This window comes from Rhizobium sp. BK418 (genome assembly GCF_004341105.1).
Taxonomy (GTDB): Bacteria; Pseudomonadota; Alphaproteobacteria; order Rhizobiales; family Rhizobiaceae; genus Rhizobium.
In genome coordinates this window covers 549,451-571,158 of sequence record NZ_SLZK01000003.1, presented here as the reverse complement: position 1 = coordinate 571,158, position 21,708 = coordinate 549,451, and the positions used below count along the sequence as shown (strand labels likewise).

Annotated in this window: 27 protein-coding genes and 1 tRNA gene; 12 read left to right on the top strand and 16 right to left on the bottom strand. The window is 58.5% G+C overall.

The window, feature by feature from the left end; translation table 11 throughout:
- Positions 1–106: 106 nt before the first annotated feature.
- Entirely contained in the window at positions 107–1,351 is a 1,245-nt protein-coding gene (locus EV281_RS14315) for an AGE family epimerase/isomerase (RefSeq protein ID WP_132653751.1), read from the top strand.
- A gap of 10 nt (positions 1,352–1,361) precedes the next feature.
- Here EV281_RS14315 and EV281_RS14310 read toward each other — a convergent pair whose 3' ends face one another.
- From EV281_RS14310 to EV281_RS14275, 8 genes are all read right to left on the bottom strand, one after another.
- On the bottom strand, positions 1,362–1,970 hold the full coding sequence (locus EV281_RS14310; RefSeq protein WP_132653750.1) for a DUF2799 domain-containing protein: 609 nt from the start codon (positions 1,968–1,970) through the stop codon (positions 1,362–1,364).
- Between the two features lie 138 nt (positions 1,971–2,108).
- Positions 2,109–2,597 (bottom strand): heme-degrading domain-containing protein, encoded by a 489-nt coding sequence (locus EV281_RS14305; RefSeq protein ID WP_132653749.1) that lies wholly within the window; start codon positions 2,595–2,597, stop codon positions 2,109–2,111.
- Positions 2,598–2,686: 89 nt separating this feature from the next.
- Positions 2,687–3,298, bottom strand: a complete 612-nt coding sequence (locus tag EV281_RS14300; RefSeq protein WP_132653748.1) for a flavin reductase family protein — start codon at positions 3,296–3,298, stop codon at positions 2,687–2,689.
- A gap of 2 nt (positions 3,299–3,300) precedes the next feature.
- On the bottom strand, positions 3,301–4,044 hold the full coding sequence (locus EV281_RS14295; protein ID WP_132653747.1) for an aspartate/glutamate racemase family protein: 744 nt from the start codon (positions 4,042–4,044) through the stop codon (positions 3,301–3,303).
- A 1-nt stretch (position 4,045) separates the two neighbouring features.
- Entirely contained in the window at positions 4,046–4,867 is an 822-nt protein-coding gene (locus EV281_RS14290; protein WP_132653746.1) for an ABC transporter permease, read from the bottom strand.
- A 1-nt stretch (position 4,868) separates the two neighbouring features.
- Positions 4,869–5,780, bottom strand: coding sequence for an ABC transporter permease (locus tag EV281_RS14285; RefSeq protein WP_132653745.1), 912 nt, complete (start codon positions 5,778–5,780; stop codon positions 4,869–4,871).
- Positions 5,781–5,945: 165 nt separating this feature from the next.
- Complete coding sequence (locus EV281_RS14280; protein WP_132653744.1) at positions 5,946–7,244, bottom strand: PotD/PotF family extracellular solute-binding protein; 1,299 nt, start codon at positions 7,242–7,244, stop codon at positions 5,946–5,948.
- Positions 7,245–7,273: 29 nt separating this feature from the next.
- Positions 7,274–8,362 (bottom strand): ABC transporter ATP-binding protein, encoded by a 1,089-nt coding sequence (locus tag EV281_RS14275; protein ID WP_132653743.1) that lies wholly within the window; start codon positions 8,360–8,362, stop codon positions 7,274–7,276.
- Between the two features lie 265 nt (positions 8,363–8,627).
- Between EV281_RS14275 and EV281_RS14270 the strand changes: the two genes are divergently transcribed.
- On the top strand, positions 8,628–9,338 hold the full coding sequence (locus EV281_RS14270; RefSeq protein ID WP_132653742.1) for a GntR family transcriptional regulator: 711 nt from the start codon (positions 8,628–8,630) through the stop codon (positions 9,336–9,338).
- On the opposite strand, the gene EV281_RS14265 is transcribed toward EV281_RS14270, so the two are convergent.
- Together EV281_RS14265 and EV281_RS14260 are read right to left on the bottom strand one after the other, a co-directional pair.
- The gene (locus EV281_RS14265; RefSeq protein WP_132653741.1) at positions 9,335–9,739 is read right to left on the bottom strand and encodes a DUF4174 domain-containing protein; all 405 of its coding nucleotides are present in this window, start codon (positions 9,737–9,739) and stop codon (positions 9,335–9,337) included. The two genes, EV281_RS14270 and EV281_RS14265, sit on opposite strands and share 4 nt — an antisense overlap.
- A gap of 95 nt (positions 9,740–9,834) precedes the next feature.
- Positions 9,835–10,218 (bottom strand): hypothetical protein, encoded by a 384-nt coding sequence (locus tag EV281_RS14260; RefSeq protein WP_132653740.1) that lies wholly within the window; start codon positions 10,216–10,218, stop codon positions 9,835–9,837.
- A 319-nt stretch (positions 10,219–10,537) separates the two neighbouring features.
- Between EV281_RS14260 and EV281_RS14255 the strand changes: the two genes are divergently transcribed.
- From EV281_RS14255 to EV281_RS14245, 3 genes are all read left to right on the top strand, one after another.
- Positions 10,538–10,744: a hypothetical protein gene (locus EV281_RS14255; RefSeq protein WP_132653739.1), complete on the top strand. Its 207-nt coding sequence runs from the start codon at positions 10,538–10,540 to the stop codon at positions 10,742–10,744.
- Positions 10,745–10,753: 9 nt separating this feature from the next.
- A complete protein-coding gene (locus EV281_RS14250; RefSeq protein ID WP_132653738.1) occupies positions 10,754–10,969 on the top strand; it encodes a hypothetical protein in 216 nt (71 codons plus the stop codon).
- Positions 10,970–11,191: 222 nt separating this feature from the next.
- The gene (locus EV281_RS14245) at positions 11,192–11,440 is read left to right on the top strand and encodes a DUF2934 domain-containing protein (protein ID WP_132654306.1); all 249 of its coding nucleotides are present in this window, start codon (positions 11,192–11,194) and stop codon (positions 11,438–11,440) included.
- An 8-nt stretch (positions 11,441–11,448) separates the two neighbouring features.
- On the opposite strand, the gene EV281_RS14240 is transcribed toward EV281_RS14245, so the two are convergent.
- Entirely contained in the window at positions 11,449–13,377 is a 1,929-nt protein-coding gene (locus EV281_RS14240; protein ID WP_132653737.1) for a DUF5054 domain-containing protein, read from the bottom strand.
- A 373-nt stretch (positions 13,378–13,750) separates the two neighbouring features.
- On the opposite strand from EV281_RS14240, the gene EV281_RS14235 reads away from it, so the two are divergent.
- Positions 13,751–14,071, top strand: coding sequence for a hypothetical protein (locus EV281_RS14235; RefSeq protein ID WP_132653736.1), 321 nt, complete (start codon positions 13,751–13,753; stop codon positions 14,069–14,071).
- A 19-nt stretch (positions 14,072–14,090) separates the two neighbouring features.
- Here EV281_RS14235 and EV281_RS14230 read toward each other — a convergent pair whose 3' ends face one another.
- The gene (locus EV281_RS14230) at positions 14,091–14,276 is read right to left on the bottom strand and encodes a hypothetical protein (RefSeq protein ID WP_113300036.1); all 186 of its coding nucleotides are present in this window, start codon (positions 14,274–14,276) and stop codon (positions 14,091–14,093) included.
- A 126-nt stretch (positions 14,277–14,402) separates the two neighbouring features.
- Here EV281_RS14230 and EV281_RS14225 point away from each other — a divergent pair, with 126 nt between their 5' ends.
- The 4 genes from EV281_RS14225 (at position 14,403) to EV281_RS14210 (ending at position 16,612) form a co-directional block, all read left to right on the top strand.
- Positions 14,403–15,128: a LuxR family transcriptional regulator gene (locus EV281_RS14225; protein ID WP_132653735.1), complete on the top strand. Its 726-nt coding sequence runs from the start codon at positions 14,403–14,405 to the stop codon at positions 15,126–15,128.
- Positions 15,129–15,393: 265 nt separating this feature from the next.
- Complete coding sequence (locus EV281_RS14220) at positions 15,394–16,059, top strand: acyl-homoserine-lactone synthase (RefSeq protein WP_132653734.1); 666 nt, start codon at positions 15,394–15,396, stop codon at positions 16,057–16,059.
- A complete protein-coding gene (locus tag EV281_RS14215) occupies positions 16,056–16,247 on the top strand; it encodes a hypothetical protein (protein WP_132653733.1) in 192 nt (63 codons plus the stop codon). The genes EV281_RS14220 and EV281_RS14215 overlap by 4 nt, the downstream gene beginning before the upstream one ends.
- A gap of 140 nt (positions 16,248–16,387) precedes the next feature.
- Positions 16,388–16,612, top strand: coding sequence for a DUF2934 domain-containing protein (locus tag EV281_RS14210; protein WP_132653732.1), 225 nt, complete (start codon positions 16,388–16,390; stop codon positions 16,610–16,612).
- A gap of 12 nt (positions 16,613–16,624) precedes the next feature.
- On the opposite strand, the gene EV281_RS14205 is transcribed toward EV281_RS14210, so the two are convergent.
- Positions 16,625–16,993 carry a response regulator gene (locus tag EV281_RS14205; protein WP_132653731.1) on the bottom strand — a complete coding sequence of 123 codons (369 nt, stop codon included), beginning with the start codon at positions 16,991–16,993 and terminating at the stop codon, positions 16,625–16,627.
- A 192-nt stretch (positions 16,994–17,185) separates the two neighbouring features.
- Here EV281_RS14205 and EV281_RS14200 point away from each other — a divergent pair.
- Positions 17,186–17,261, top strand: a tRNA-Ile gene (locus EV281_RS14200).
- A gap of 60 nt (positions 17,262–17,321) precedes the next feature.
- Here EV281_RS14200 and EV281_RS31415 read toward each other — a convergent pair.
- The 3 genes from EV281_RS31415 to EV281_RS14185 all read right to left on the bottom strand — a co-directional run bounded on the left by EV281_RS31415 (position 17,322) and on the right by EV281_RS14185 (position 20,701).
- Positions 17,322–18,020 (bottom strand): hypothetical protein, encoded by a 699-nt coding sequence (locus EV281_RS31415; protein ID WP_184326839.1) that lies wholly within the window; start codon positions 18,018–18,020, stop codon positions 17,322–17,324.
- Between the two features lie 606 nt (positions 18,021–18,626).
- Positions 18,627–19,970 (bottom strand): O-antigen ligase family protein, encoded by a 1,344-nt coding sequence (locus EV281_RS14190; RefSeq protein WP_132653730.1) that lies wholly within the window; start codon positions 19,968–19,970, stop codon positions 18,627–18,629.
- Positions 19,964–20,701 (bottom strand): glycosyltransferase family 25 protein, encoded by a 738-nt coding sequence (locus tag EV281_RS14185; protein ID WP_132653729.1) that lies wholly within the window; start codon positions 20,699–20,701, stop codon positions 19,964–19,966. The genes EV281_RS14190 and EV281_RS14185 overlap by 7 nt, the downstream gene beginning before the upstream one ends.
- A 231-nt stretch (positions 20,702–20,932) precedes the next feature.
- Here EV281_RS14185 and EV281_RS14180 point away from each other — a divergent pair, with 231 nt between their 5' ends.
- Positions 20,933–21,676: an SIMPL domain-containing protein gene (locus EV281_RS14180; RefSeq protein ID WP_132653728.1), complete on the top strand. Its 744-nt coding sequence runs from the start codon at positions 20,933–20,935 to the stop codon at positions 21,674–21,676.
- Positions 21,677–21,708 lie beyond the last annotated feature (32 nt).

The following is a 21,708-nucleotide window of genomic DNA, read 5'->3' as shown; positions in this document are numbered from 1 at the left end:
ATATGCCGATTGCTTTAGAGCATTGCAAGCCTTGGCGGATGACAGACTCGCCTGACCCCTATATAGGCGTTTCCCAAGGCATTGTGCACGAATTCGGAGGAGTATCATGGCATCTGCACTCGGCAACTGGTCCACCCGCACCTATCACCGAGACTGGCTGCTTTCGCAGGCCAACGGTCTCTTCGATTTCTTCCAGCACAATTCCATTAATCCCAATGGCGGCTTCTACGACCTCGACGACGCTGGCAAGCCGCTCGATGCCGAAGGCCAGGTGCGCCCACTCCATATCGCTTCACGCGCCGTCCACTGCTTCTCGATCGGCACGCTGCTCGGCCGCCCGGGTGCGGCCGATGTCGTCGATCACGGCATGAACTACATCTGGAACCAACACCGCGACCGCAAGAATGGCGGTTACGTCTGGTCAGTGAATAACAACGGTCCCGTCGATTCCAACAAGCAGGGCTACGGCCATGCCTTCGTTCTCCTTGCTGCGTCCTCAGCCAAGACGATCGGCCACCCGCTCGCCGATGGCATGCTCGCCGATATTACCGAGGTTCTGAACACAAAATTCTGGGAAGCCAAGCACGGCGCCATTGCGGAAGAATTCACCGCCGACTGGCAACCGCTCGACGGCGGCACCTATCGCGGCCAGAACTCCAACATGCATCTCACCGAAGCGCTGATGGCTGCCTTCGAAGCGACCGGCGATCGGGAGTATCTGACCAAGGCCGAGAGCATTGCCGATCTCGTCATTCGCCGTTCGGCTGGTTCCGTCGACTGGCGTGTCGCCGAACATTTCGATGCCGAATGGAACCTCGATAAGGATTACTATCATCCGAACGAAATGTTCCGCCCGGCCGGCACAACGCCGGGTCATTGGCTGGAATGGACCCGCCTGATCCTGCAGCTCTGGGCGCTCGGCGGCAAGAAAATCGAATGGATGCCGGATGCCGCCAAGGCCCTTTTCGAGCAATCTATGGTTCTCGGCTGGGATAATGACAAGGGCGGCTTCTTCTACACGCTCGATTGGGCCGACAAGCCCGCCAAGCGCAACAAACTCTGGTGGCCCGCCTGCGAGGGTGCCGCGGCCGCGCATTTCCTCAACGAGCACCTGCCGAGCGATTATCACGAGGAATGCTACCGCAAGATCTGGAACGTGATCGAGCGCGCGTTTATCGACCACAAGAATGGCGGCTGGCATGAGGAACTGACGGAAGATCTGGTGCCCTCACACTCGCTCTTTCCCGGCAAGGGCGACATCTACCATGCCCTGCAGGCCTGCCTCATCCCGCTCTTCCCGGCAACGGGCAGCCTGACCAAGGGTATTATCGAAGCCGGCGGCAAGCTCTGAGGCGAAAGCCTCAGTAGCCTGGCATGACCGGCGGCGCGGCGTTCGGGTTCTGCTGGAACCACTGCACCTCGGCGCTGGTATTGTCGAGTTCGTCCTGCACATCTCGCTGCTCGCGGCGAATGCGGCGCAGATCGTCTTCAAGATCGTCAATCCGCCGACGGATATCGCGCCGGTTCGCATCCGGAGCATCTTTGAGCTTGCGTGACAGGTCGTCGATCTCGGTTTCCTTCGACATATAGTCGCTCTGTAGCGAGTTCAGCCGCGACTGCTGCGAGTTCTGACGGTTGCCGAGCGTATAGCCGCGCAGGAAACCGGGTGCCGTTTCGGGCGGGCAGACATTGGAGTAGCCGTGACCCGCCTGCCCATGCATCAGACCGCTCATCGGCGTACAATAGCGCACGAGGCCCGCCTGATAGCCCTGATACCAGATGGTCTGATCGGGCACGATCTTTATCCGCTCGCAGGACTTGGCGTGGGCGGCAAAACGCTCCTGCGGCTCGTAACCGGCAGCGCCATCGGATTGACCGATCACCCGCCAATCGGCGGCGACGCATTCTTCCTTCGAGAGCGTATTGCAGGAGACGAGGAAAAGACTCGAGACCAGTAGCAGCAAAGGCAAAGAGCAAACGTAACATGGTGTCCCGGCGGCAAGTCACAAAACCGGGCGCACCTTATCGTCACGAAATACAAGGGTCACCGAGAACGGACCGCGATTTTGAAGATTCCGTGGCCTTTATTTGTCAACAAAGAGGCGGCTTTATGCAAGCCGCAACATATCGAGATCCTTCGCCAGGATCAGCGCCAGCGCCTCGACAGCGAGATTATGATCGTCCCGCTGCGGTAGACCGGAAACGGTGACGGCACCGACACAGCCCGTGCCTCTGACATTGATTGGGAAGCTCCCGCCATGCGGCGCATAATCGGCGGCAGAAAGACCGTTGTCCTCCACCGTCTTACCTTCCTTCTGCAGCTTCAGGCCGGAGGCATAGCTGCTGCGAAAATAGCGGAAGACCATATTGCGCTTTCGACGCACCCAGTTGACGTTGTCAGGCGTGACACCCGGCAGCGCCGCATAGAAGACGGGCATGGAATGCAGCGTGATATCGATCGCAATGCCGAGGCCGCGTTCGGTGGCCAACTCCTGCAGGAGCTTGCCGAGCTGCCATGCAGTCGTCAGATCGAACGCATCGAAGCTCAAAGCCTTTTCCTGCTCGGCGATACGGATCAAATCCTCGTCGATAGACATGGCACGGCCCTCCTCTGGCGCGATGATCGGCTGTGACCATTCTCACGCGAAGGGAAAAAGTAAAGTCAAAACTTGGCGCTTTGCACGGCTTAGAGTTTCGGCGTCAGCATCTCGAAGCGGTCGCGGATGGTCGAGCAGGTATCGCCGCCAAGCCGTGCGATGGCATCGACCATGGCTGGATCCACATGCAGCCGCTCGGGATCGACCACCCCGTCGCGGTAATGTGCATAGACGATCTCGCCCATGATGATCTGCCGCGATTTGCCGAGTTCGAGCGTCACATGCCGACGGCATTCGAAGGCCGCCGGCGCCTCCTCGATCCAGGGCGATGCGACCTTCACGCCCGGCATCGCCGTCAGTCCTGCCTCCTTCAACTCGTTGACGCCACGCGGATATTTGGCGCCGCAAATATGCATGGCCTTGGCGATCGCGAAGGAGACGATATTGACCGTGAAAACCTCGGTTATGCGGATATTATGGCCGGTATCCTTGAACGACATATCCGGGTGGTTTTCGACGCCGATGGCCAGGATCGGCGGATCGGCCGACAGGCAGTTGAAGAAGGAGAAGGGTGCGGCATTGACGCGCCCCTCCTCATCAACAGTCGTTACCAGCGCGATCGGCCGGGGAATGATCGTGCCAATCATCAGCTTGTAGCGTTCGCGTTCGCTGAGGGCGGCGAAATCGAAGGAAACGGCCATGCTCAGCCAACCGCCCGGATCGGTGCAAAGCCGCTCATCGCGCCCGTGAAAGCCTTCGGCAGCGGCGAGGCATAGGAGCCACGCTTGCTCGTGGAAAGACCAAGCGAAACCAGCGCTTCAGCCTGCTTGACCGCTGCCGCCACACCATCGATGACGGGCACGCCATAGAGCTCCTGCAATTCGCGCGCCAGAGCGGTCATGCCGGCACAGCCGAGCACGACGGCTTCCGCACCATCCTCCGAAAGCGCCCGCTCGATTTCCGCTTTCAGTTTGCCGATCGCCCCTGATGTTTCGTCTTCGAGTTCCAGCACCGGAATATCCGATGCCCGCACCTTCGCCCGCCCGCCCATGCCATAGCGGCGCACGAGATTGTCGATGAGCACACGGGAGCGCTCCAGAGTGGTCACGACCGTAAAGCGCTGGGCGAGGAAGCCCGCGGTAGCGACAGCGGATTCACAAAGTCCGAGAACCGGAACATTTGCAAAGGTACGCGCTGCATCGAGCCCGGTATCGTCGAAACAGGCGACAATCGCGGCATCATAACCTGCCGCCTGCCGCTCTCTCAGCTCCGTCAGCAGACCGGGGATAGCTAGCGCCCCGTCATAATGTCCCTCAATTGAGACGGGCCCCATGCGTGAGGTGGCTGCAATGATCTCGGTGCCGGCGGCGGCAACCGCACTGGCAGCGGCTGCCGCTTTCTCGGTCATGGAGGCGGTCGTATTGGGATTGATGATCAATATGCGCATGTCAGCTGGTCTTTGCCTGCCGCCGGCCGAGCATCGTCATAATGCCGAGCGCGACGAGAATGATGGTGAAGGAGAAGAGCGTGGTGACCGTGCCGAGCGCATAGAGCACAGGCGTCGTTACGTTCGTGGTCATGCCGTAGATTTCGAGCGGCAGCGTATTGTAGGTGCCAGACGTCATCAGCGTGCGGGCGAATTCGTCATAGGAGAGCGTGAACCCGAACAGGCCAACGCCGATGAGACTGGGCGCGATCATCGGTAGCACGACATGGCGGAAGGTTTGCCACGACGTTGCGCCAAGATCGCGCGCGGCCTCCTCGTATGCCGGCGAGAAACGGTTGAAGACGGCAAACATGATCAGCACGCCGAAAGGCAACGTCCAAGTCAGATGCGCCCCGAAGGCCGAGGAATACCAGGCGGGCCGCAGGCCGCCTTGCTGGAAGACCACACCGATGCCGAGTGAGATGATGATCGACGGTACGACGAGGCTCGCGACCGTCGCGTAGAACAGCACCGACGAACCGCGGAAACGCCGGCGGAAGGCAAGGCCCGCCATCAGCGAGACCACCACCGTGACGACCATCACCATCAGGCCGAGGATGAAGGAGCGCTGGAAGGAGGCGCCGAAGTCGCCGACCGCCTGCTTCTCGAAGAGGTTGAAAAACCAGTGCAGCGAAACGCCGTTCAGCGGAAAGGTCAGGCCACCGTCCGGCCCCTGGAAGGAAAGAATTACGATCGCCGAGAGTGGCCCGTAAAGAAAGAGCACGAAGATCGCGAAGAAGACGGCGAGCACGTAGAATTCGCGGGAGCGTTTTTCGCGGTACATCCTAAAGCTCCTTGCGGATATCGACGACGCGCAGGATCGCGGCAACCATCATCAGCACGACGACCAAAAGCACGACCGCATTGGCGGCAGCGGCCGGATATTGCAGCAGCGACATCTGGTTCTTCATCATCAGCGCCACCGAGGCGCTCTGGCCGCCGGACATGACCTGCACGGTGGAAAAATCGGCCATGACCAGGGTGACGACGAAGATCGTGCCGATCGCCATGCCGGGCTTGGCGAGCGGAATGATGACATTCCACAGTACCTGCCAGCCGGAGGCCCCGGCATCGCGCGCCGCCTCGAACAGCGAGCGATCGATGCGCATGAGCGTGTTGAAGATCGGCGTCACCATGAAAAGCGTGTAGAGATGCACCATGGCGAGAACCACGGCAAAATCCGAATAGAGCAGCCATTCCACCGGTTGCGGCACGATGCCCATCTCTACCAGCGCCGAGTTGACGAGGCCGTTACGGCCGAGCACCGGAATCCACGAGATCATGCGGATGATGTTCGAGGTCATGAAGGGCACGGTGCAGACAAGAAAGAGGATCATCTGCGTCGAGGTCCTGCGGATATGGAAGGCGAGAAAATAGGCGACCCAGAAACCGATGAAGAGCGTCAGCGCCCAGACGACAACGGTGAACTTCAAAGTGTTGAGATAGGTTTTCCACGTGACCCACGAACCGATCGTGTCGGTATAGTTCATGGTCAGGAAGTCGGGATAGAGGCCGGCAAAGTCATAGTCCCAGAAGCTGACGACCGCGATCATGGCGATCGGCAGGATGAAGAAGAAGCCGAGAATGGCGATGAGTGGCGCAGCCTGCAGGTAGGAGATCGCCCATGGCGCAAGCCGGAAGGCGCGTTTGGGCGTCTCCGCTGCCGGTATCGTCTGCTCTGAAGCGATCGTGGCCATTCTTCCCCCTTCGGAAATCTGTCCTTGTCCGAATAGAGAGGGATCAAAAGACCCCTCCCCAACCCTCCCCACAAGGGGGAGGGAGAACGGTACCGTACCCTCGATAGGTTCCTTTCCCCTTGTGGGGAGGGTTAGGGAGGGAAAAACGGCAAACGCCGATCTGCCTTACGCCGCGATGAACTCGTTCCAGCGGCGAACCATGTAACGGTCTTCGTCCATGACGGAGTTCCAGCAGGCGATATGACCGATACGGTCTTCGAAGGAGCCGCCGTCACGAACCGAGCCGGCCTTCTCCATGACCTTGCCTTCCGGCGAGAGGATATCGCCCTGAGCGGCTTTGCCTTCCATCCAGTAGCCCCACTCGTCGGCAGTCATGAATCCCTTGGCGGTTTCAAGGCATGCCGAATAGTAGCCTTGCCGGTTGAGATAGGCGCCGACCCAGCCGGACGTGTACCAGTTGATATACTCGTAGGCTGCATCGAGCTGCGCACCCTTGAGATGCGCCGCAAGGCCGAGACCGCCGCCCCAGGCGCGATAGCCTTCCTTCAGCGGCTGGAATCGGCAGGCGATGCCCTTCGAGCGGACGGCGGCGACGGCCGGCGACCACATGGACTGGATGACGACTTCGCCCGATGCCATCAGATTGACGGACTCATCGAAGCTCTTCCAGAAGGCGCGGAACTGGCCGTCACCCTTGGTCTTGATCAGGAATTCGATCGTCTTGTCGATCTCTTCCTTGGTCATATTGCCCTTGTCGGCATATTTGATCTTGCCGGAAGCTTCGGCAATCATCGCTGCATCCATGATGCCGATCGACGGCACGTTGATGATTGCCGTCTTGCCCTTGTAGGCCGGATCGAGAATGTCGGCCCAGGAGGTGATGTCGCGGCCGGTCAGATCAGGACGAATGCCGAGCGTATCGGCATTGTAGATGGTCGGCATCATCGTGAACCACTGGGTCGGTTCCTTCGCGAACTTCTTGGAGTCCTGCGCCTCGACGAAGCCGACCGTATGCGGCGCCGTCCCCTGCGCGATCGTGCTGTCGGCCTTCAGCTTTCCGGTCGTGAAGATCGGCACGACCTTGTCAAAATACTTGAGCTTCTTGACGTCCATCGGCTGCAGAACACCGGTCGGGAAGACCTTCTTGCAGATCCAGTATTCGATATCGGCAATATCGTAGCTGTCGGGCTGGGTCACGGCGCGCTGAGCGGCAGCGTCGGAATCGGTCGCCGTCATCTCCAGCGTGATGCCGAGATCCTGCTTGCACTTCTCGGCGATGGCATTGATGTTCGAAACGCCGGTGCCGAACTGGCGAAGCGTGATGTTGGACTGCGCCCAGATGGTCGGGAAGCCGGTGATGGCGCCCGAGCCGGCAATGGCGCCGACGGCGGCAGCCCCAGTCTTCAGAAGCGAGCGGCGGGAAATACCCTTTTCCGCTTTGGTGGTATTCGTTTCAGTCGTCATGGCAGTTCCCCTTTTTTTGATGCTGAAGGTCATGCGGAAACGCGGCCAAGGAGGACGGCATCCTCCAGAGCCCAACTCAGAGATACCGCATCGCCGACCGAGACCGGCTTTGCGAAGTAATCGCTGTCACTTGCGATGACGGTGAAGTCGTCGCTGCCGGCGCCGAAAACGGTGATTTTCACCGAGGAGCCGCGATATTCAATGTTGGAAACGATACCGGAGAAACCGAGCGTCTTGTCCTCGGCGGCCGTCAGGCGGACGCGATCGGTGCGGATGCCGATATCGACAGCTTCGCCGACCTCCCTGCCCGTCCCGCGCACCGAGAAACTTTGTCCCTCCGGCACGACCAGCGTGAGAATGCCGCCTTCGCTCGATGTGACGCGGCCGGAGAGAACATTGTGATCGCCCATGAACCGGGCGACAAAAGCGGTCGCCGGCTTTTCGAAGACCTGACGCGGCGAAGCGGCCTGTTCGATCCGCCCGTCGTTCATGATGACGATGAGATCGGCAAGCGCCATCGCCTCTTCCTGGCTGTGCGTCACATGTACGAAGGTGATGCCGAGTGTCTTCTGCAGTTTCTTCAGTTCCGCCCGCATGCGGATCTTCAGGAAGGGATCGAGTGCAGACAGCGGCTCGTCTAGCAGCAGTGCTTCCGGACCGGTGATCAGCGCACGCGCCAGGGCGACACGCTGCTGCTGGCCGCCAGAAAGCTGCGCCGGCCGACGGGATGCATAGGCATCCATTTGCATCAGCTTCAGCATCTCCAGCGCCTTGGAGCGGCGCTCATCCTTGTCGACGCCCTTCATCTTTAGACTGAAGGCGACGTTGTCGACGAGGTCGAGATGCGGAAACAGCGCATAGGATTGGAACATCATCGCCGTGCCGCGTTTTGCCGGCGGGAAATCGGTGACGACGACATTGCCGAGACGGATGTCGCCCGACGAGATGCTCTCGTGACCGGCGATCATGCGCAGCGTCGAGGTCTTGCCGCACCCTGACGGCCCCAGGAAGCAGCAATAGGAGCCGGCCGGGATTTTCAGGCTGATGGCATGGACCGCCGTGGTCGCGCCATAGACCTTCGAAACGGATGCTATATCGATCTCTGCCGCTTTCGACATCGTGTCTTCCCCTGTTCGAGAAAGACGATGCATCCGCCGTGCCAGTTCGCAGGCAGCGCTCCAAGCCCTTACAAATCATGAGCTTTTCATGACATGATGCACATTGGCGAAAGGTAGAGCATTTTTCGCGCTGCACACAAAATGAGCTTTCGTGCTCAATTTGTGCAGAAGATCGTATACAATAAGAGCTGCTTTATGCGCGCAAAATCATTTAACTTTTGAGACGAAGGCAGCTATTGTTTGCTGACACCAAGGAACCGATTTCATGAAATCCGCTGCCAGCGCCATGAGACACGACGACACCCAGGAAACGGGCGTCCCGCAGATCCGCGATGCGATCAGGGACGCTATCGTCGAGCGGCGGCTATCACCCGGCACGAAACTGTCAGAAAGCGACGTCGGCAATCTCTTCAATGTCAGCCGCACGCTGGCGCGCGCTGCCCTGCAGGCGCTTTCCTATGAAGGTCTCGTCAGCGTCGAGAAAAACCGCGGCGCCTTTGTCGCCTACCCCTCCCCGGAAGAAGCCCGGCAGATCTTCGCCGCCCGAAGGCTGGTCGAGCCTGGCATTCTGCGGGAGGCGGCCGACCGTATGACGTCGTCGGACATTCAGCACTTGAAGCAGCTGCTTTTGGAAGAAGGCCGGCTGATGGGCGAGCGCGGCCAGACGGCCAGACGCGCGGAGATCAAGGCATCGGGCGATTTCCACCTGACGCTCGCAGCCATATCCGGGAATGCGATCATGCAGCGTTTCATGGAAGAACTCGTCGCCCGCTCCTCCCTGGTGATCGCTCTTTACGGTCAATCGACGGTCTCAAGCTGCGGACACGCCGAACACGGTGACATTATCGAGGCGATCGAGCGCAAGGAACTCGATCGCGCCTGCCAATTGATGCTGCATCACATCGCCCATATCGAGGCTGACCTCGACCTGCGCGAACGCAAAAGCTTCGGCCTCAGGGAAGCATTCGAGCTTTAATGACTGGGCGAAGAGATATCGGCAGCGCGGCTGATTTCTTCTGCGCTCATTGGTTCGCTTGACCGCAGTTTGATCTTGCCGTCAGTGCCGATCAGTACCAGTCCGAATTCGCCGCTGATCGGCCCCTGAAGCTGTTCGCGCACATCGTCGGCATCGAGATCATATCCATCCTCGAACAGGGAAAACGCTCCGCCACCGGCGATGGTGAAGACCTCGATATCGTCCTCGATCAGCCGCATCTGCGACTTACGCAGCAGTTCGTCCTGAATGATCGGCCTGTCATCCTCAGAATCCGCGAAGACGATCAAGACGTTCTTCTCGCCAAGAAACTGCTCGAGCGATCGCGGCAGATGAGGCTCGCGACCCGTTCCCATGATTTCGTGTAAAATGGATCTCAACATGGTGCTCATTCCTTCTCTGCCTTTTCAACGGCTGGAAATGAGCGGGGTTCCCAGAAGTAGAATAGGATCGCGACTGGTGCCGCGATCCCGCATGTCTATTCGCGGGGTTCAGCTTCGGATGCTCGCGCCGAAAGTGCGACGATGTCAGGCGTGCCGTTGGCAAGAAGGCGCTTGCGCACCAGAACGCGCAGGACGCGCGCTGCCGTGGAAAAAGTCATCTGGTCCAGCGGCCCCTCGCCTTCCCAGGGTTTAGTCAGACGTTCGGTGACGGCACCGACAATATTGGCCGGGACGATATCGGTGCATTCACGCATTGCTTCAAAAACGAAGCTGATCGGAATGACCCTGCCTTCATGGGTGACAATCGGCTCCGTCAGCTCGCCGTCCCATTCCTCATAGGCATAAAGAGCCTCACGGAACAGCTGTTGCAGGGTAAACGGGGCATGTCCGTTGTGAAGTGGCGGCAGTGCATTCATCATGTCTGTCTCCTCTGATGGATTAAGCCAGCTTCCTCAGACCCGGCCCGGATCAACGCGGAAACAAAAGCTCGGCTCCTCCTTCGGACCGGATACACGATTCATTTTATAGAGTAACACACGCGTGATAAAGCCATTTCTGCCTCCTCAGTCGGCCTGAACATCTAACCGATTGAAATTCATTGAGACTTGTCAGCATTTTTTTGCCGTTGAGCTAGGCTCGTCAGCGTTTTCGCCTGTAAGACGGTATCAGAAGGCCAGTTTTGGAACCTTTAGCGCGTTGGCCGGTTTTGCCCCCGCAAGCAGTCTGGGGAGATCAGCAATGACGCACATTCACCAACCTGAACGACGCAGCCGCACTCTGCGTGGCCGTCCTTACAGCCTTCGCGAGTTCGCAGCCAAATACGGCCTTAAGGACGAGCAGGCAGAAAGCCTTTTTACCCGCTTCGGTCCGTCTTCCATCGAACTGGACTTGCTGATGGCCGCCAAGCGTCGTCCCCCTGTTCGGCCCGATCAGGTTCGCGAGTAGGACAGGATCATGAGCGATAAAGACAAAATCCGCAAAGATGCCGAAGGACAATTCGCCCGTACGGACGAGGGCCGCCGCAACAGCGGCGTCTCCGGCGCTAAGCCCCGCGACATCACTCATTCCGATGACGCCACCATCCATCGCACACCGCCCGGCGAGAAATCACACAAGGACTGGAGCGTCAAACATGACGAAGCCAACAGCGAGCGGTCACGCCCAGCGTGACCGCTCCTCCTTGGAGCGAAATTTCACACAATATGTCGGGAACACATATCAGGTGAAATCGTTCTTCCGGTGAGCATGGCAACACGCCGTGCGGCCCCCATCGAAATGCCGGCATATTACCGGCTCCTATTACAAGATCAGCTCGAGGTACCGCCCGTGGCGGAAGGCCAGTCGTGTGGAATCGATCGCGGGGAAGAAGATCGGCGCAAGAAGGACGGAACAATGAGCAACACCTCCCGGCATGAGTGGATATGCAAGCGAGCCTATGCGATCTGGGAAGCGGAAGGCAGGCCGCATGGCCGCGACGCCGAACATTGGCTGCAGGCAGTAGCCGAACGCGAGAGGCTGGAACGCACGCGTGCCTCAACGGATGGCAATGAAGTTCTCATCAAATTTCGCCCGAAAGCGCCGAAACCACGCAAGCCGGCCGCGCTTGGCAACCATCGCCAAAAGCTGTCGCAAGCAGGTTGAACGCACCGCTATTCCAGATTGATCCGGAAACGGGCCGAGAAATCACCTTCCCACCACAGGGGGAAGTTGGTTCCCCATTTATTGTTGTGCAGGTTGAAGCGGATACCCTCTTCAAAAGAAGGCAAGCTTTTGCAGAAGCGCATGAAATCCCAGCCCTGCGGCGCGACCAGCGGCGTGTCCAGGGGCACAACGACGAGCGCCCCTGCGTTACCGAAATCGCCGCGAACCGCAGTGACGGCCTGAAGCTGTGCACCACCGGACCTGGCGAAATCTCCAGATTGGTGCCAGAGACCCATCTTCTTGAAGGCCCAATCCCCAGCGATCTCGGGCGTAAAGGAAAGGAAACTCGCTTCCGGCATGCGATTCGCCGGCTTCTCGTGCAGCGAAAGGCGCAGTTGCAAGGCATCGCCATCGGCCGAAAATTGGATGGCGAGTTGGCGCGGTGCGCCGAACCGCTCGACGGCTTCGGCGGGCATGGAAAGCAGAATCCCGTCCTCGCCGGCACTCTCGAGATCGGGCGCGAAAATATTGGAGAACGCAGCGCCCGAACCGCCAAGCCCCGGCTTGTCGTGATCCAGCACAGACCATTCCTGGCGATGCGTGAGATAACTGTCCAAATGCCTGTTGACGTCGGCCGCGTCATAGCTCTCATAACGATAGGCAATCAAGGAGCCGGCGCGGCCGGCGATCCGACGGCCCTGCGGTGATGCAAGCGCCGTGATATCGCCCGTCACGTCATTCAACTCGATCGACCAACCGCCGGCACTGAGACGGGTCTCGCGACGCGTGCGATCGACGAGCGCCGGCGCGAAAAGCTGCACGAGCTCGGCCTGTGCTTGCCGCTGATCGTCGGCATCGAGTTCGGCAACAGCCTGATCTATATAGCCCCGTTGCTCGTCCCACGATGCCTCGGTATAGGCGAACCGGTAATCCGTTTTGCGCGCGGCTTCGAAATCGGCCCTTGCCCAAGCCTTGTCATCGCGCAGATAGGATTTGATATCCACTCCGCATGTATGCTCCGCCACCATGGCGAGCCCGCGGCCGAAGGCGAGCCGGCGCTTGTTGAGCCCTTCGCCTGCAAAACGATCATAGAGCCGCTGTAGCGCCAGAAACTTCGCCGTCTTTAAGGGATCGGTGGCGCTGCCATGAATCCAGCTATCGCCCAGTTCCAGCTCCAGCACCGGAAAACGTTCCCGCTGCTCCCAAAGGAGCGCGCCATAATCTTCCAGTGTCGCCGCGCGGATGATTGCACCAGGCTCGAGGCGACGCATGTCCCGATAGGCTTCCGCAGTCTGCGGCACGCTCTGCGGACCGATATTGTCTTGCGTATGCGCAAAGCTCAGCCCGTCGTCGAAACCTTCGGGGAAATAGGTCTCGCCATAGGAGCGCTGATACATGACGACGACTTCAGCGCCATCAGGCGCGCGCCAGCGGAAAACATCGGGTACATCAGGCGGCGGGGAAGCAGTGTTGACGCCGAGATGCAGGAAGCGGATGCCGGCCTCTGCCAGCAGCGGCACCATGCCAAGTGTGTGGCCAGGAACGTCGGTCATCTTCGCCGCAATCGTCTTTTTGCCGAAACGGCGGTCCAACTCCTGCGAATAGGAAAGACCGGCGCGGAACAGGTCAGGCGACATCAGTTCGGTGTGGGTGGTGAAAGGCAGGCCGTGCCAGCGGATTAGCCCGCGTTCGATCGCCTGCTCAAGTGCTGCGACCTCGGCAGGCGAACGCGAATTTAGATGATCCCAGATCAGCCAGGCGCCCGTCGTCCAGATGAACTTCGGCTCTTCAGAATTTTCGGCATAGAAATGCGCACCAGTCTCGATCGCCTGCGGGATAAAGCGTTCGTGATATTGGCGGCGAACTTTTTTGGCATGATCGGTAAAGCCGATGTCGAGATGAGTCTTAAAGACCAGATGCACGCGCTTTTCGGTCATTTCCATTCCATTGGGCCGTTCCTGCCGCCACCCTGCGGCTCACGTAAGGCGCCGTGCATCCCAACGCAGGACCAGCCATCCCTCCCGATATGATACAACTGCGGCTGTGTAATCGTTTCCACAAGCACCTTTGCGCTTCGCGGTAACGATCCGTCAAGCATAATTGAGAGAGATATCGGAATAGGCTGGATATTTTGTCCGTCCTGCCCTCGCATGTCTTGCTTGGAATATGAGACCTTCATTAATTGACGGCCGAAAGTGAAGACGTGTTCATACGCCATTTTGCTCGGATGGCCGATGCGATACGTTCGCGATATGCCTGTCATCTTGCTGCTTTACACGACGTATCCGAACCTTGCCGATGGGCTTTTCGATGACCGAACTCACCGTCCATGTCACACGTGCCGACCAGGTGAACGATCCCTATTTCTACGTGCACTTCGATATGTCCGAAGGTACCACCCGCCTCCACGTGACGACGGACTATGAAAAGGCCGAGGATTGCATCATCGACCTCGGCATCGTCAGGCGCCGACATTGTGCTGACGCTCGCTCACGACGCGAGCCCTCGCGAGCTGCGGCCGCAGCCGGTGCTCACCCTGCCCGTGCGCAAGGGCGCGCCGGCTTCGAACCGGCGCAGCAGCCGATCCGAGCGCTCAGCAATCCCATCTATACAGAAGGAATTCGTGACTGATGTAATGATAAAGGAGCGATTATTTCTCTTCGCAGAGCGTCCGGTGAACCTCTGTCCAGAACAAGGCAAGCAACGTATCGCCGTTGCGTTCAGCGACGAGCGCGCGGATCAGCGCCTCGGAGCCGGCCATATCCTGCCAGCTTGATTTCAGCCCTTTGGCTGCCTGATGGCATTCGGCGATGTCGAACGTTCTCTTGCTATCCATCTGGAGCCTCCTCGAAAAAGGCGCTAACAGACGGATCTGGAAAAGTCATTCCCCGCATATGTGGGGATGCCTTGTATTGTTGACATTACTCGCGATAAAATTGAACGATTTAAGGCAGGCGGCACGATGACGGAAAATAGCCATTCGCAAAAATTCGAAGCCGTTTTCGAACAGATCAAGGCTGCGGAAAATGTCGATGCTTCCATCCGCATTTTCCAAGCGGGATACGCCGTCGACTACGTCACCTATCACCTCGCACAGACCATTGCGGCAAAGATCGATTCCCCCTTCGTGCGCACGACCTATCCCGATGCCTGGGTGTCGCGCTACCTGCTCAACAGCTATGTGAAGGTCGATCCGATCGTCAAACAGGGCTTCGAACGCCAGCTGCCTTTCGACTGGAGCGAGGTGGAACCGACGCCCGAAGCCTATGCCATGCTGGTCGACGCCCAGAAGCACGGGATTGGCGGAAACGGCTATTCGATCCCGATTGCCGACAAGGCGCAACGGCGGGCGCTGCTTTCAATCAACGCCCGTATTCCGCTCGATGATTGGAACACCATGGTCAAGACCTATCGCAATGAGTGGATCGAGATCGCCCACCTCGTCCATCGAAAGGCCATCTACGAGCTGCATGGCGAGAACGACCCGGTTCCGACACTTTCCCCGCGCGAAATCGAATGCCTGCACTGGACGGCACTCGGCAAGGACTACAAGGACATCGCCGTCATCCTCGGCATTTCCGAGCATACAACCCGCGATTACCTGAAAACCGCCCGCTTCAAGCTCGGCTGCGCCACCATTTCCGCGGCCGCCTCGCGAGCCGTGCAGCTGCGCATCATTAATCCCTAAAGCTCTTCCTCGACAGCTCCAATCATTCTGGGGCGCAAGCGGAGTCGGATGCTCGTCCGGCCGGTGCACGTCGTAGCCGAGGCCTACGGCCGGCCCGGCCGGTCGATCAGACGGCCCGGTTCAGCCAACAGAATGACTTGAGCTGACAAGAAAACGCCCCCCCTCATATGCGGGGGCTCATCTGTAGGCGCCCATATGAGGGAATTTCCGACACCGCCTTCCTGAACCATTCTGCCCTCACGAACCCAACACGCTGGAGGGAAAAATGTTCGTTATCATTCAGGCTCATGAGTATCAAAAATACGCTTTCATACTCGACCAGATGTTCCGCCTGCGTAAGAAAGTCTTCGCGGACAAGCTTGGCTGGAACGTTCCGGTAATCGGCCCCTTCGAGCGCGACAGCTACGACTCGCTCTGCCCGGCCTATCTCGTCTGGTGCAACGAAACCCGTACCCGCCTTTATGGCGGTATGCGCCTGATGCCGACGACCGGACCGACCCTCCTTTACGACGTCTTCCGGGAAACTTTCCCGCAGGCAGCCGATCTCGTCGCCCCCGGCATCTGGGAAGGCACCCGCATGTGCATCGACGAGGAGGCGATCGCAGCCGATTTCCCCGATGTCGATGCCGGTCGCGCCTTCTCGATGCTGCTTCTGGCACTCTGCGAATGCGCCCTCGATCACGGCATTCACACCATGATCTCCAATTACGAACCCCATTTGAAGCGCATCTACAAGCGCGCCGGTGCCGAGGTTGAAGAACTCGGCCGCGCCGATGGCTACGGCAAGTATCCAGTCTGCTGCGGCGCCTTCGAAGTTTCCGAGCGCGTGCTGGACAGGATGCGCGCTTCCCTTGGCATCGACACCCCCCTCTACATCCGCTACGTCCCGACGCGTTCCGTCGTGACCCAATTCCTGGAGATGGCAGCATGAACCGCTTGAGTGAAACCGCAGTCCAAAAAGAGATCGGCGCGTTGGAAAAACATATCCTGGCTTCCCGCGATATCGCGACACAGATGGGAGACCCCTTCCTCTCCTATCTGCTCTCGATGGCTCTCTTCACGATCTACGAGAAGAAGGCGCATCAGGAAACCGAGCTGCTGAAGAGCAGCTATAATTGACGGTTTCCCGAGGCAGCGGCCGGGCCAGAAGCAGACCTCCCCTTCGGGCCCGGCTGCGCCGTTCAAATCTCCGATTTCCGGCCGGAACATTCCACTTCTCGGCCGGTTTATCGGTATTCGGAAAGCCACGGGAGGCACACATGACGGACCGAAACGAGGACCGCGTGCGCGAGCGCGCCTATGCAATATGGGAAAAGGAAGGCAGGCCGGATGGCGAAGATTTGCGCCACTGGAGTGCTGCCGAAGCTGAATTGCGCGGCGAAACGACAAATGAACAAGCCCGCAAGCAAATTGAAGAAACCGAAGCCGCGACCAGGGCTACGGGCGTTCCTGTCCCGCCACCGTCGCTGGCAAGCCCTGATTAGACCCTGAGGGCACTACCGGATCATGGACGCGATCGCCGAAATCAAAGCCTCGTGCTGATAGGGTTTCGGCAGGAAAGTCGCGTTGGCAGGCAGCGAAAGAGGATCGAGCCGCACCAGGCCCGAGGTGATGATAATACCAATATTCGGCCGCATCGCCCTCACCCGTTTGGCAAGCTGGATGCCGTCCATCGAACCGGCCATGTTGACATCCGTGAAGAGGACATCGACATCGCTGCGCGCTTTCAAAAGCACCAGTGCTTCGTCAGCGTTTCCGGCTTCGAGCGCCACGTGCCCTACCTCCTCGAGCACATCCAGAATATTGAATCTGATCAGCGGCTCATCTTCGACAATGAGCACCACGGCACCCTGGGAAGCCACCATTCTGCGATCGCCCTCTTCAGATCTAGTCTGACAGCTGTAAATGTGGCCGGCGTGCGAAGGTTCCATAGGGCAACCAGCAAATATGCATCGTCCACAGATGCTTGCGCTCATGGCTTGTGACCGCCCTAAATTTGCGTTAAGCGGACAAAAGCCGCGGGTGCCATTGCCCCGGCTGACAGCACCTTAGGTGCCGGGCCTGTAGCTCAATGGTTAGAGCCGGCGGCTCATAACCGCTTGGTTGGGGGTTCGAGTCCCTCCGGGCCCACCATCTCCTTCCAAAGCGAAAAACCTGATAAACTGTAGCGCGCCCAGAAGATCTGGCACGCAGTTAAAGATCAAGCCGTGTTGGACTCTTATTCCGCGTTGGCTCGGCAGGCGCCGGAGTCGGTGGTGCTGGGCTTGCCGGAACTGAAGGCTGCTGTTGAAGTGGCCCGAGTGTTATGGTTGGCGCTCCATCTGCAGGCCCCGTTCCGTCAGCTGGACCAGTCTCGTCTGCCGGCCCGGTTCCATCATTTTGCAGCACGCTTTTAAGTTTGTTCGCGCACTCGATTGCTTTGTCCAATGCGTCATAGGACCCCGGCAGATTGAGCGTGGCCAGAATATTTCCCTGGTATCCAAACGAGATTGAACTGCTCTTGGCAATGGCCATGATGGCGTCCGGCGACAGATCTGAAAATGCCAGCCCACCATCGGAATAAGCAACCGCCAGCAGACGGTTTGGTTTGCCGTTATCGAAGCTGACATTGACCCAGTACTTGCGGCCTTCCGTGTACAGATTCGCCCACGGCGGGGAAAAAACCAGAAGCTCAGCGCTGCCGTCGATGTAAGCATCAAAGGCCAAGTTGAAGAGCTGTCCGCGCTTTGAAGTATAGGTCACGTCTGCCAGGCATTTTCGGGTCGCTGGTATGGCCTCAACTTTCCAGCGGCCGTTACCCCAATAGGGTATTGTGTCCACCGCAGCCTGGGAGGCTCCGCTCGCCAGCACCATGGCCATTGTGGCCAGACTTAAAAATAGGTTGCGGATCATCCCGACAGCCCTTCCCCCGAAACGCTAGCCCCCTTTCAATCTAAGCATGCATCCAAGGATGCTGCTATCCCCCGTGGAATAAAAAGGGGCTTTCGAGCTCTGCAAATCACTGAAAACGGCAGTTCCTCGCTTAGACGGCCATAGCTCACGACATCGGCAATCAGAACGGCTGCAAGTCGGCCCTCCGAAAGGACGACAGCGGCATCTTACAGTACCGCTATGGCCGATACCATCGGGCACAGGAGGAAGCGTCGCACGTCGGCGAAACGCGAAACCGCGCTAATGTCATATCACTGTCACATTATGCATAGGTGGCATGCTAAAATGCCCATTGTTGCAGCATCACGCACAAATTATATGCTCGCCAGCTAACAAAAATAAAAAAAGTGAGCTTGCTATGCCCTTGATTTTTAAACGCCGCAAAGGCGGCCTTATGAGACGACTTGTTAATGGAATCGGTTCTGCCCAGCAGCGCTATCGTGATGCGCGCGAGGCAAGGAAGACTGCCATCCATCCTTCGTTTCTGGACGATTTCGGCATCTGACAACGCGGGCGCTCCAACTTGGGAGCGCTCGGCAGTCCCTCTTGGGCTGAGTTTCTGCCCCCTCACGCGGCTTTTTGATCACCCACGATCATGTTGGCCCCTTGCTTGATCTCCCCCTTCTTCAGCATAAGCCCGCAGGCAAATGCGACAGCGGAGAACACGAAGAAGAACGATTCGCCGATCGCCAGCCGGTTGTTAGAGTTGGACAGGATCGTTCCGAGGAAAAACAGCGTGACCATGGTGTAGGCCAGTAATGCGCTGAGGCTGATTAGCTTTTCCTTCCTGGCGGCCAGCACCCGTCTATACATGGCGACCGCCAGAACGCTGAAAACGATGATGCCAAAGAGCCCGTGGCGGACAAGCATTTCGAAGTAGCCGTTGTGAAGCAGCGTATAGGGCACGCTGGCATAGGTGGTCGAGCCCCAGATCGTAAGCCAGTGATTGCCGGCCCCAAAGAGAGGTGCCTGGGCAATCACTTCCGAAGCATTCGCCCAGAGTTGCAGCCGTTCACTCATCGATTCCGGCGTATCTTTCGACGCAATCGCATCAGCGACCGCATTCCATACACCATGCGCCGAGATTTCGGTCTCGATCCGTGCTGTTGCCTCGTAGGTTGGGCCGGCAAACCGCCAGATATCGTCGCCACCGACAAAAAGTGCGGCTGCGATGAGAGCGACGACAGCAGTTCCCACTAGCGCAGCCCGGCGTCTGTCTGCATAAAGCAGCAGCGAGGCGAGCATGAGAGGCCCGACGAGGACGAGGCTCAGCCAGACGCCTTTCGCCTTGGAGCCATATATATTGAAAAGGCAGAGCGCGATGACGAGCGTCGCGACAGCTATGATCCAGCTGCCGGAACGGCGCGCGAGCTTGCCAGTCTCCCAGGCGTGCAGCAGCCAGTAAAAGGCGCCGATCGTCAGGAAGCCGCAACCAATCGCGCCATGGATCAGGTTGTTGTGGTAAAGCGGCGAAATACGGTCGTTGCCTGCAAGGATCAGCCGGTAGTCGGTGGAGATCAGCAAGGCGGCAAGCGCCACAGGGAAATAGATCGCAAAGACCGTTTCGATATGCTTCCGGCTGCAATAAAGCGCGATTCCGACAGCTGGAAAGAACAGCGGAAAGGCGTAGAGCCAGTCGGATGCTCCCTTCTCGCCGTAGACGATCAGGCCAAAAAGGAAGCGCAGCAGCGCATAAGTGCCCCATGCAACGCAGGCGTTCGCCAGCCAGTCACGCTTCAGCAGCTGATAATTCGGCTTAAAAAACGCGAAAGTCGTGCCGATCAGCAGCAGTGCGGCATAGCGATAGGTATCGCTTTCCACAATGGGAGCCGATATCAACAGCAGCCACAGGATGACAAGGACGGGCTTGAGGCGTGGGGGCGTGGCAATCGGCTCTTCGCTCGCTACCATAGAGAATACTGTACCCTTCTAGCATAATCAGCGGCGCGAAGCAGATGCGTGACGGAGCGGCGCAGTCCCTTGAATTTCTGCCGTCTGTAATCGAGCTTCGTCGCGATCGCCGTTTCGTGACTGTTCGGCCCTAGCTCTATCAGATTGTCCCTGACCGTAAAGGTATTAACCTCGGTCGACCAGCCGCGCTCTAACGCCACATCGAAGGGATAGACCATGACGGCCATGCTCCGCAGTAGCTTCTTTGCGCCGGAGCGGGTGACCAGATAACAGGCGGCCGAACCTTGTGGCCCGTGGATGCAGCGGCCCACCGCATCGCCGAATTTCGTCGTCGCCTTCTGCAGGAAGCCCTTGGACCGATGGTTCAGGAGCTTGACCAGTTCCGCTTTGGGGACCGCGATCAGCACAGCCTCTGCCCGTTCTATCAGATCGGCCCGAAGCTCCACGTCATCTTCCATGATGATTGCCGCATCGTTGCTGCTGTCGAGAAATTCCGCGAGCGCCTTGACGTGGCTGCGATAGCAGCCGTGCTCGCCTGGCAGATAGTTCCTGCCATTGCGAAGAAGAAACTGCCGCTTGTCAATATCCGCCTTGTCGTGCGGCTGGATCTCGGAGCCATCCACTCCCGATATCCTGACGACTTTGAGCGCCAGCGAGTTAGCCTTCTGCGAAAGCCCTTCCCACCGGGTGACCGACCGGTTCAGGTTGATGACATAGGCACCGATTTTCATAAAGGCTAAACTTCAGCATGAGACAGAAATGCGGTTCTTTATAAGTCGAGGCTTAAGCCCGGGCAACAGCCATAAGCCCGTATTACCTACCATGCGTTGATTGCCCCCATACATCCTTTAGTCGAAAATACTCGCCCACAGTAAAGTATTTCGCTTACCGGTTTCTGCCGCAATAGCTTCACAATCAGCAGACACAAAGCTCGCAGGGACGCAAACAGCCGAGGAACGAACATGGCGCCGAACTACACCAAGACTGCCCTTCTGACAGCCTTTCTGAGCCTGCCGCTTGCAGCAGCCGCTCCACTTCTGGCGCAGGAGAATCGGCCGCGCGAAGCGGTCATCAACGTGTCCGCAGAAGGCGAATCGGCACTGGCTCCCGATATGGCCGTCGTCAATCTCTCCGTGGTCAAACAGGCAAAAACTGCCCGCGAGGCACTCGATGAGAACAACAAGGCCATGAACGAGGTTTTGGCTGCCCTGAAGAAAAGCGGCATTGCCGAGCGCGATCTGCAGACGTCAGGCTTTTCGATCCAGCCGCAGTACAATTATCCGCAGCCGATCGATAACCAGCCGCAGCCGCCTGAGCTGATCGGCTACCAGACCAGCAATTCGGTCACCGTGCGCGTCCGCGACCTTTCCAAGCTCGGGGAGATCATCGACCAGTCCGTCACTCTCGGCATCAATCAGGGCGGCGACATCCAGTTCACCAACGATAAGCCGGAAGCAGCCCTCGAGGCAGCTCGCAAGAACGCCGTCGCCAACGCCGTCAAGAAGGCAAGGACGCTGAGTGAAGCCGCCGGCGTCAAGGTCGGCCGGATCATCGAGATCACCGAAAACGTCATGCGTCCGATGCCACAGCCGGTTTATCGTGCAGCGATGATGAAGGAAGCATCCGATGTTGCGGCCGTGCCGGTTCAGGGGGGCGAAAACAACTATAATGTCACCGTCAACATGACATTCGCGATCGAGCAGTAAAGCGACAGGGCGCTTCGGCGCCCTGTCCCACG

Excerpts from the sequence above, each read along its gene's own strand:
- EV281_RS14315 (WP_132653751.1), top strand. The coding sequence starts at position 107 with ATGGCATCTGCACTCGGCAACTGGTCCACCCGCACCTATCACCGAGAC.
- EV281_RS14305 (WP_132653749.1), bottom strand. The coding sequence starts at position 2,597 with ATGTCTATCGACGAGGATTTGATCCGTATCGCCGAGCAGGAAAAGGCT.
- EV281_RS14300 (WP_132653748.1), bottom strand. The coding sequence starts at position 3,298 with ATGGCCGTTTCCTTCGATTTCGCCGCCCTCAGCGAACGCGAACGCTAC.
- EV281_RS14295 (WP_132653747.1), bottom strand. The coding sequence starts at position 4,044 with ATGCGCATATTGATCATCAATCCCAATACGACCGCCTCCATGACCGAG.
- EV281_RS14290 (WP_132653746.1), bottom strand. The coding sequence starts at position 4,867 with ATGTACCGCGAAAAACGCTCCCGCGAATTCTACGTGCTCGCCGTCTTC.
- EV281_RS14285 (WP_132653745.1), bottom strand. The coding sequence starts at position 5,780 with ATGGCCACGATCGCTTCAGAGCAGACGATACCGGCAGCGGAGACGCCC.
- EV281_RS14280 (WP_132653744.1), bottom strand. The coding sequence starts at position 7,244 with ATGACGACTGAAACGAATACCACCAAAGCGGAAAAGGGTATTTCCCGC.
- EV281_RS14275 (WP_132653743.1), bottom strand. The coding sequence starts at position 8,362 with ATGTCGAAAGCGGCAGAGATCGATATAGCATCCGTTTCGAAGGTCTAT.
- EV281_RS14270 (WP_132653742.1), top strand. The coding sequence starts at position 8,628 with ATGAAATCCGCTGCCAGCGCCATGAGACACGACGACACCCAGGAAACG.
- EV281_RS14265 (WP_132653741.1), bottom strand. The coding sequence starts at position 9,739 with ATGTTGAGATCCATTTTACACGAAATCATGGGAACGGGTCGCGAGCCT.
- EV281_RS14260 (WP_132653740.1), bottom strand. The coding sequence starts at position 10,218 with ATGATGAATGCACTGCCGCCACTTCACAACGGACATGCCCCGTTTACC.
- EV281_RS14255 (WP_132653739.1), top strand. The coding sequence starts at position 10,538 with ATGACGCACATTCACCAACCTGAACGACGCAGCCGCACTCTGCGTGGC.
- EV281_RS14250 (WP_132653738.1), top strand. The coding sequence starts at position 10,754 with ATGAGCGATAAAGACAAAATCCGCAAAGATGCCGAAGGACAATTCGCC.
- EV281_RS14245 (WP_132654306.1), top strand. The coding sequence starts at position 11,192 with ATGAGCAACACCTCCCGGCATGAGTGGATATGCAAGCGAGCCTATGCG.
- EV281_RS14240 (WP_132653737.1), bottom strand. The coding sequence starts at position 13,377 with ATGACCGAAAAGCGCGTGCATCTGGTCTTTAAGACTCATCTCGACATC.
- EV281_RS14235 (WP_132653736.1), top strand. The coding sequence starts at position 13,751 with ATGACCGAACTCACCGTCCATGTCACACGTGCCGACCAGGTGAACGAT.
- EV281_RS14230 (WP_113300036.1), bottom strand. The coding sequence starts at position 14,276 with ATGGATAGCAAGAGAACGTTCGACATCGCCGAATGCCATCAGGCAGCC.
- EV281_RS14225 (WP_132653735.1), top strand. The coding sequence starts at position 14,403 with ATGACGGAAAATAGCCATTCGCAAAAATTCGAAGCCGTTTTCGAACAG.
- EV281_RS14220 (WP_132653734.1), top strand. The coding sequence starts at position 15,394 with ATGTTCGTTATCATTCAGGCTCATGAGTATCAAAAATACGCTTTCATA.
- EV281_RS14215 (WP_132653733.1), top strand. The coding sequence starts at position 16,056 with ATGAACCGCTTGAGTGAAACCGCAGTCCAAAAAGAGATCGGCGCGTTG.
- EV281_RS14210 (WP_132653732.1), top strand. The coding sequence starts at position 16,388 with ATGACGGACCGAAACGAGGACCGCGTGCGCGAGCGCGCCTATGCAATA.
- EV281_RS14205 (WP_132653731.1), bottom strand. The coding sequence starts at position 16,993 with ATGGTGGCTTCCCAGGGTGCCGTGGTGCTCATTGTCGAAGATGAGCCG.
- EV281_RS31415 (WP_184326839.1), bottom strand. The coding sequence starts at position 18,020 with ATGATCCGCAACCTATTTTTAAGTCTGGCCACAATGGCCATGGTGCTG.
- EV281_RS14190 (WP_132653730.1), bottom strand. The coding sequence starts at position 19,970 with ATGGTAGCGAGCGAAGAGCCGATTGCCACGCCCCCACGCCTCAAGCCC.
- EV281_RS14185 (WP_132653729.1), bottom strand. The coding sequence starts at position 20,701 with ATGAAAATCGGTGCCTATGTCATCAACCTGAACCGGTCGGTCACCCGG.
- EV281_RS14180 (WP_132653728.1), top strand. The coding sequence starts at position 20,933 with ATGGCGCCGAACTACACCAAGACTGCCCTTCTGACAGCCTTTCTGAGC.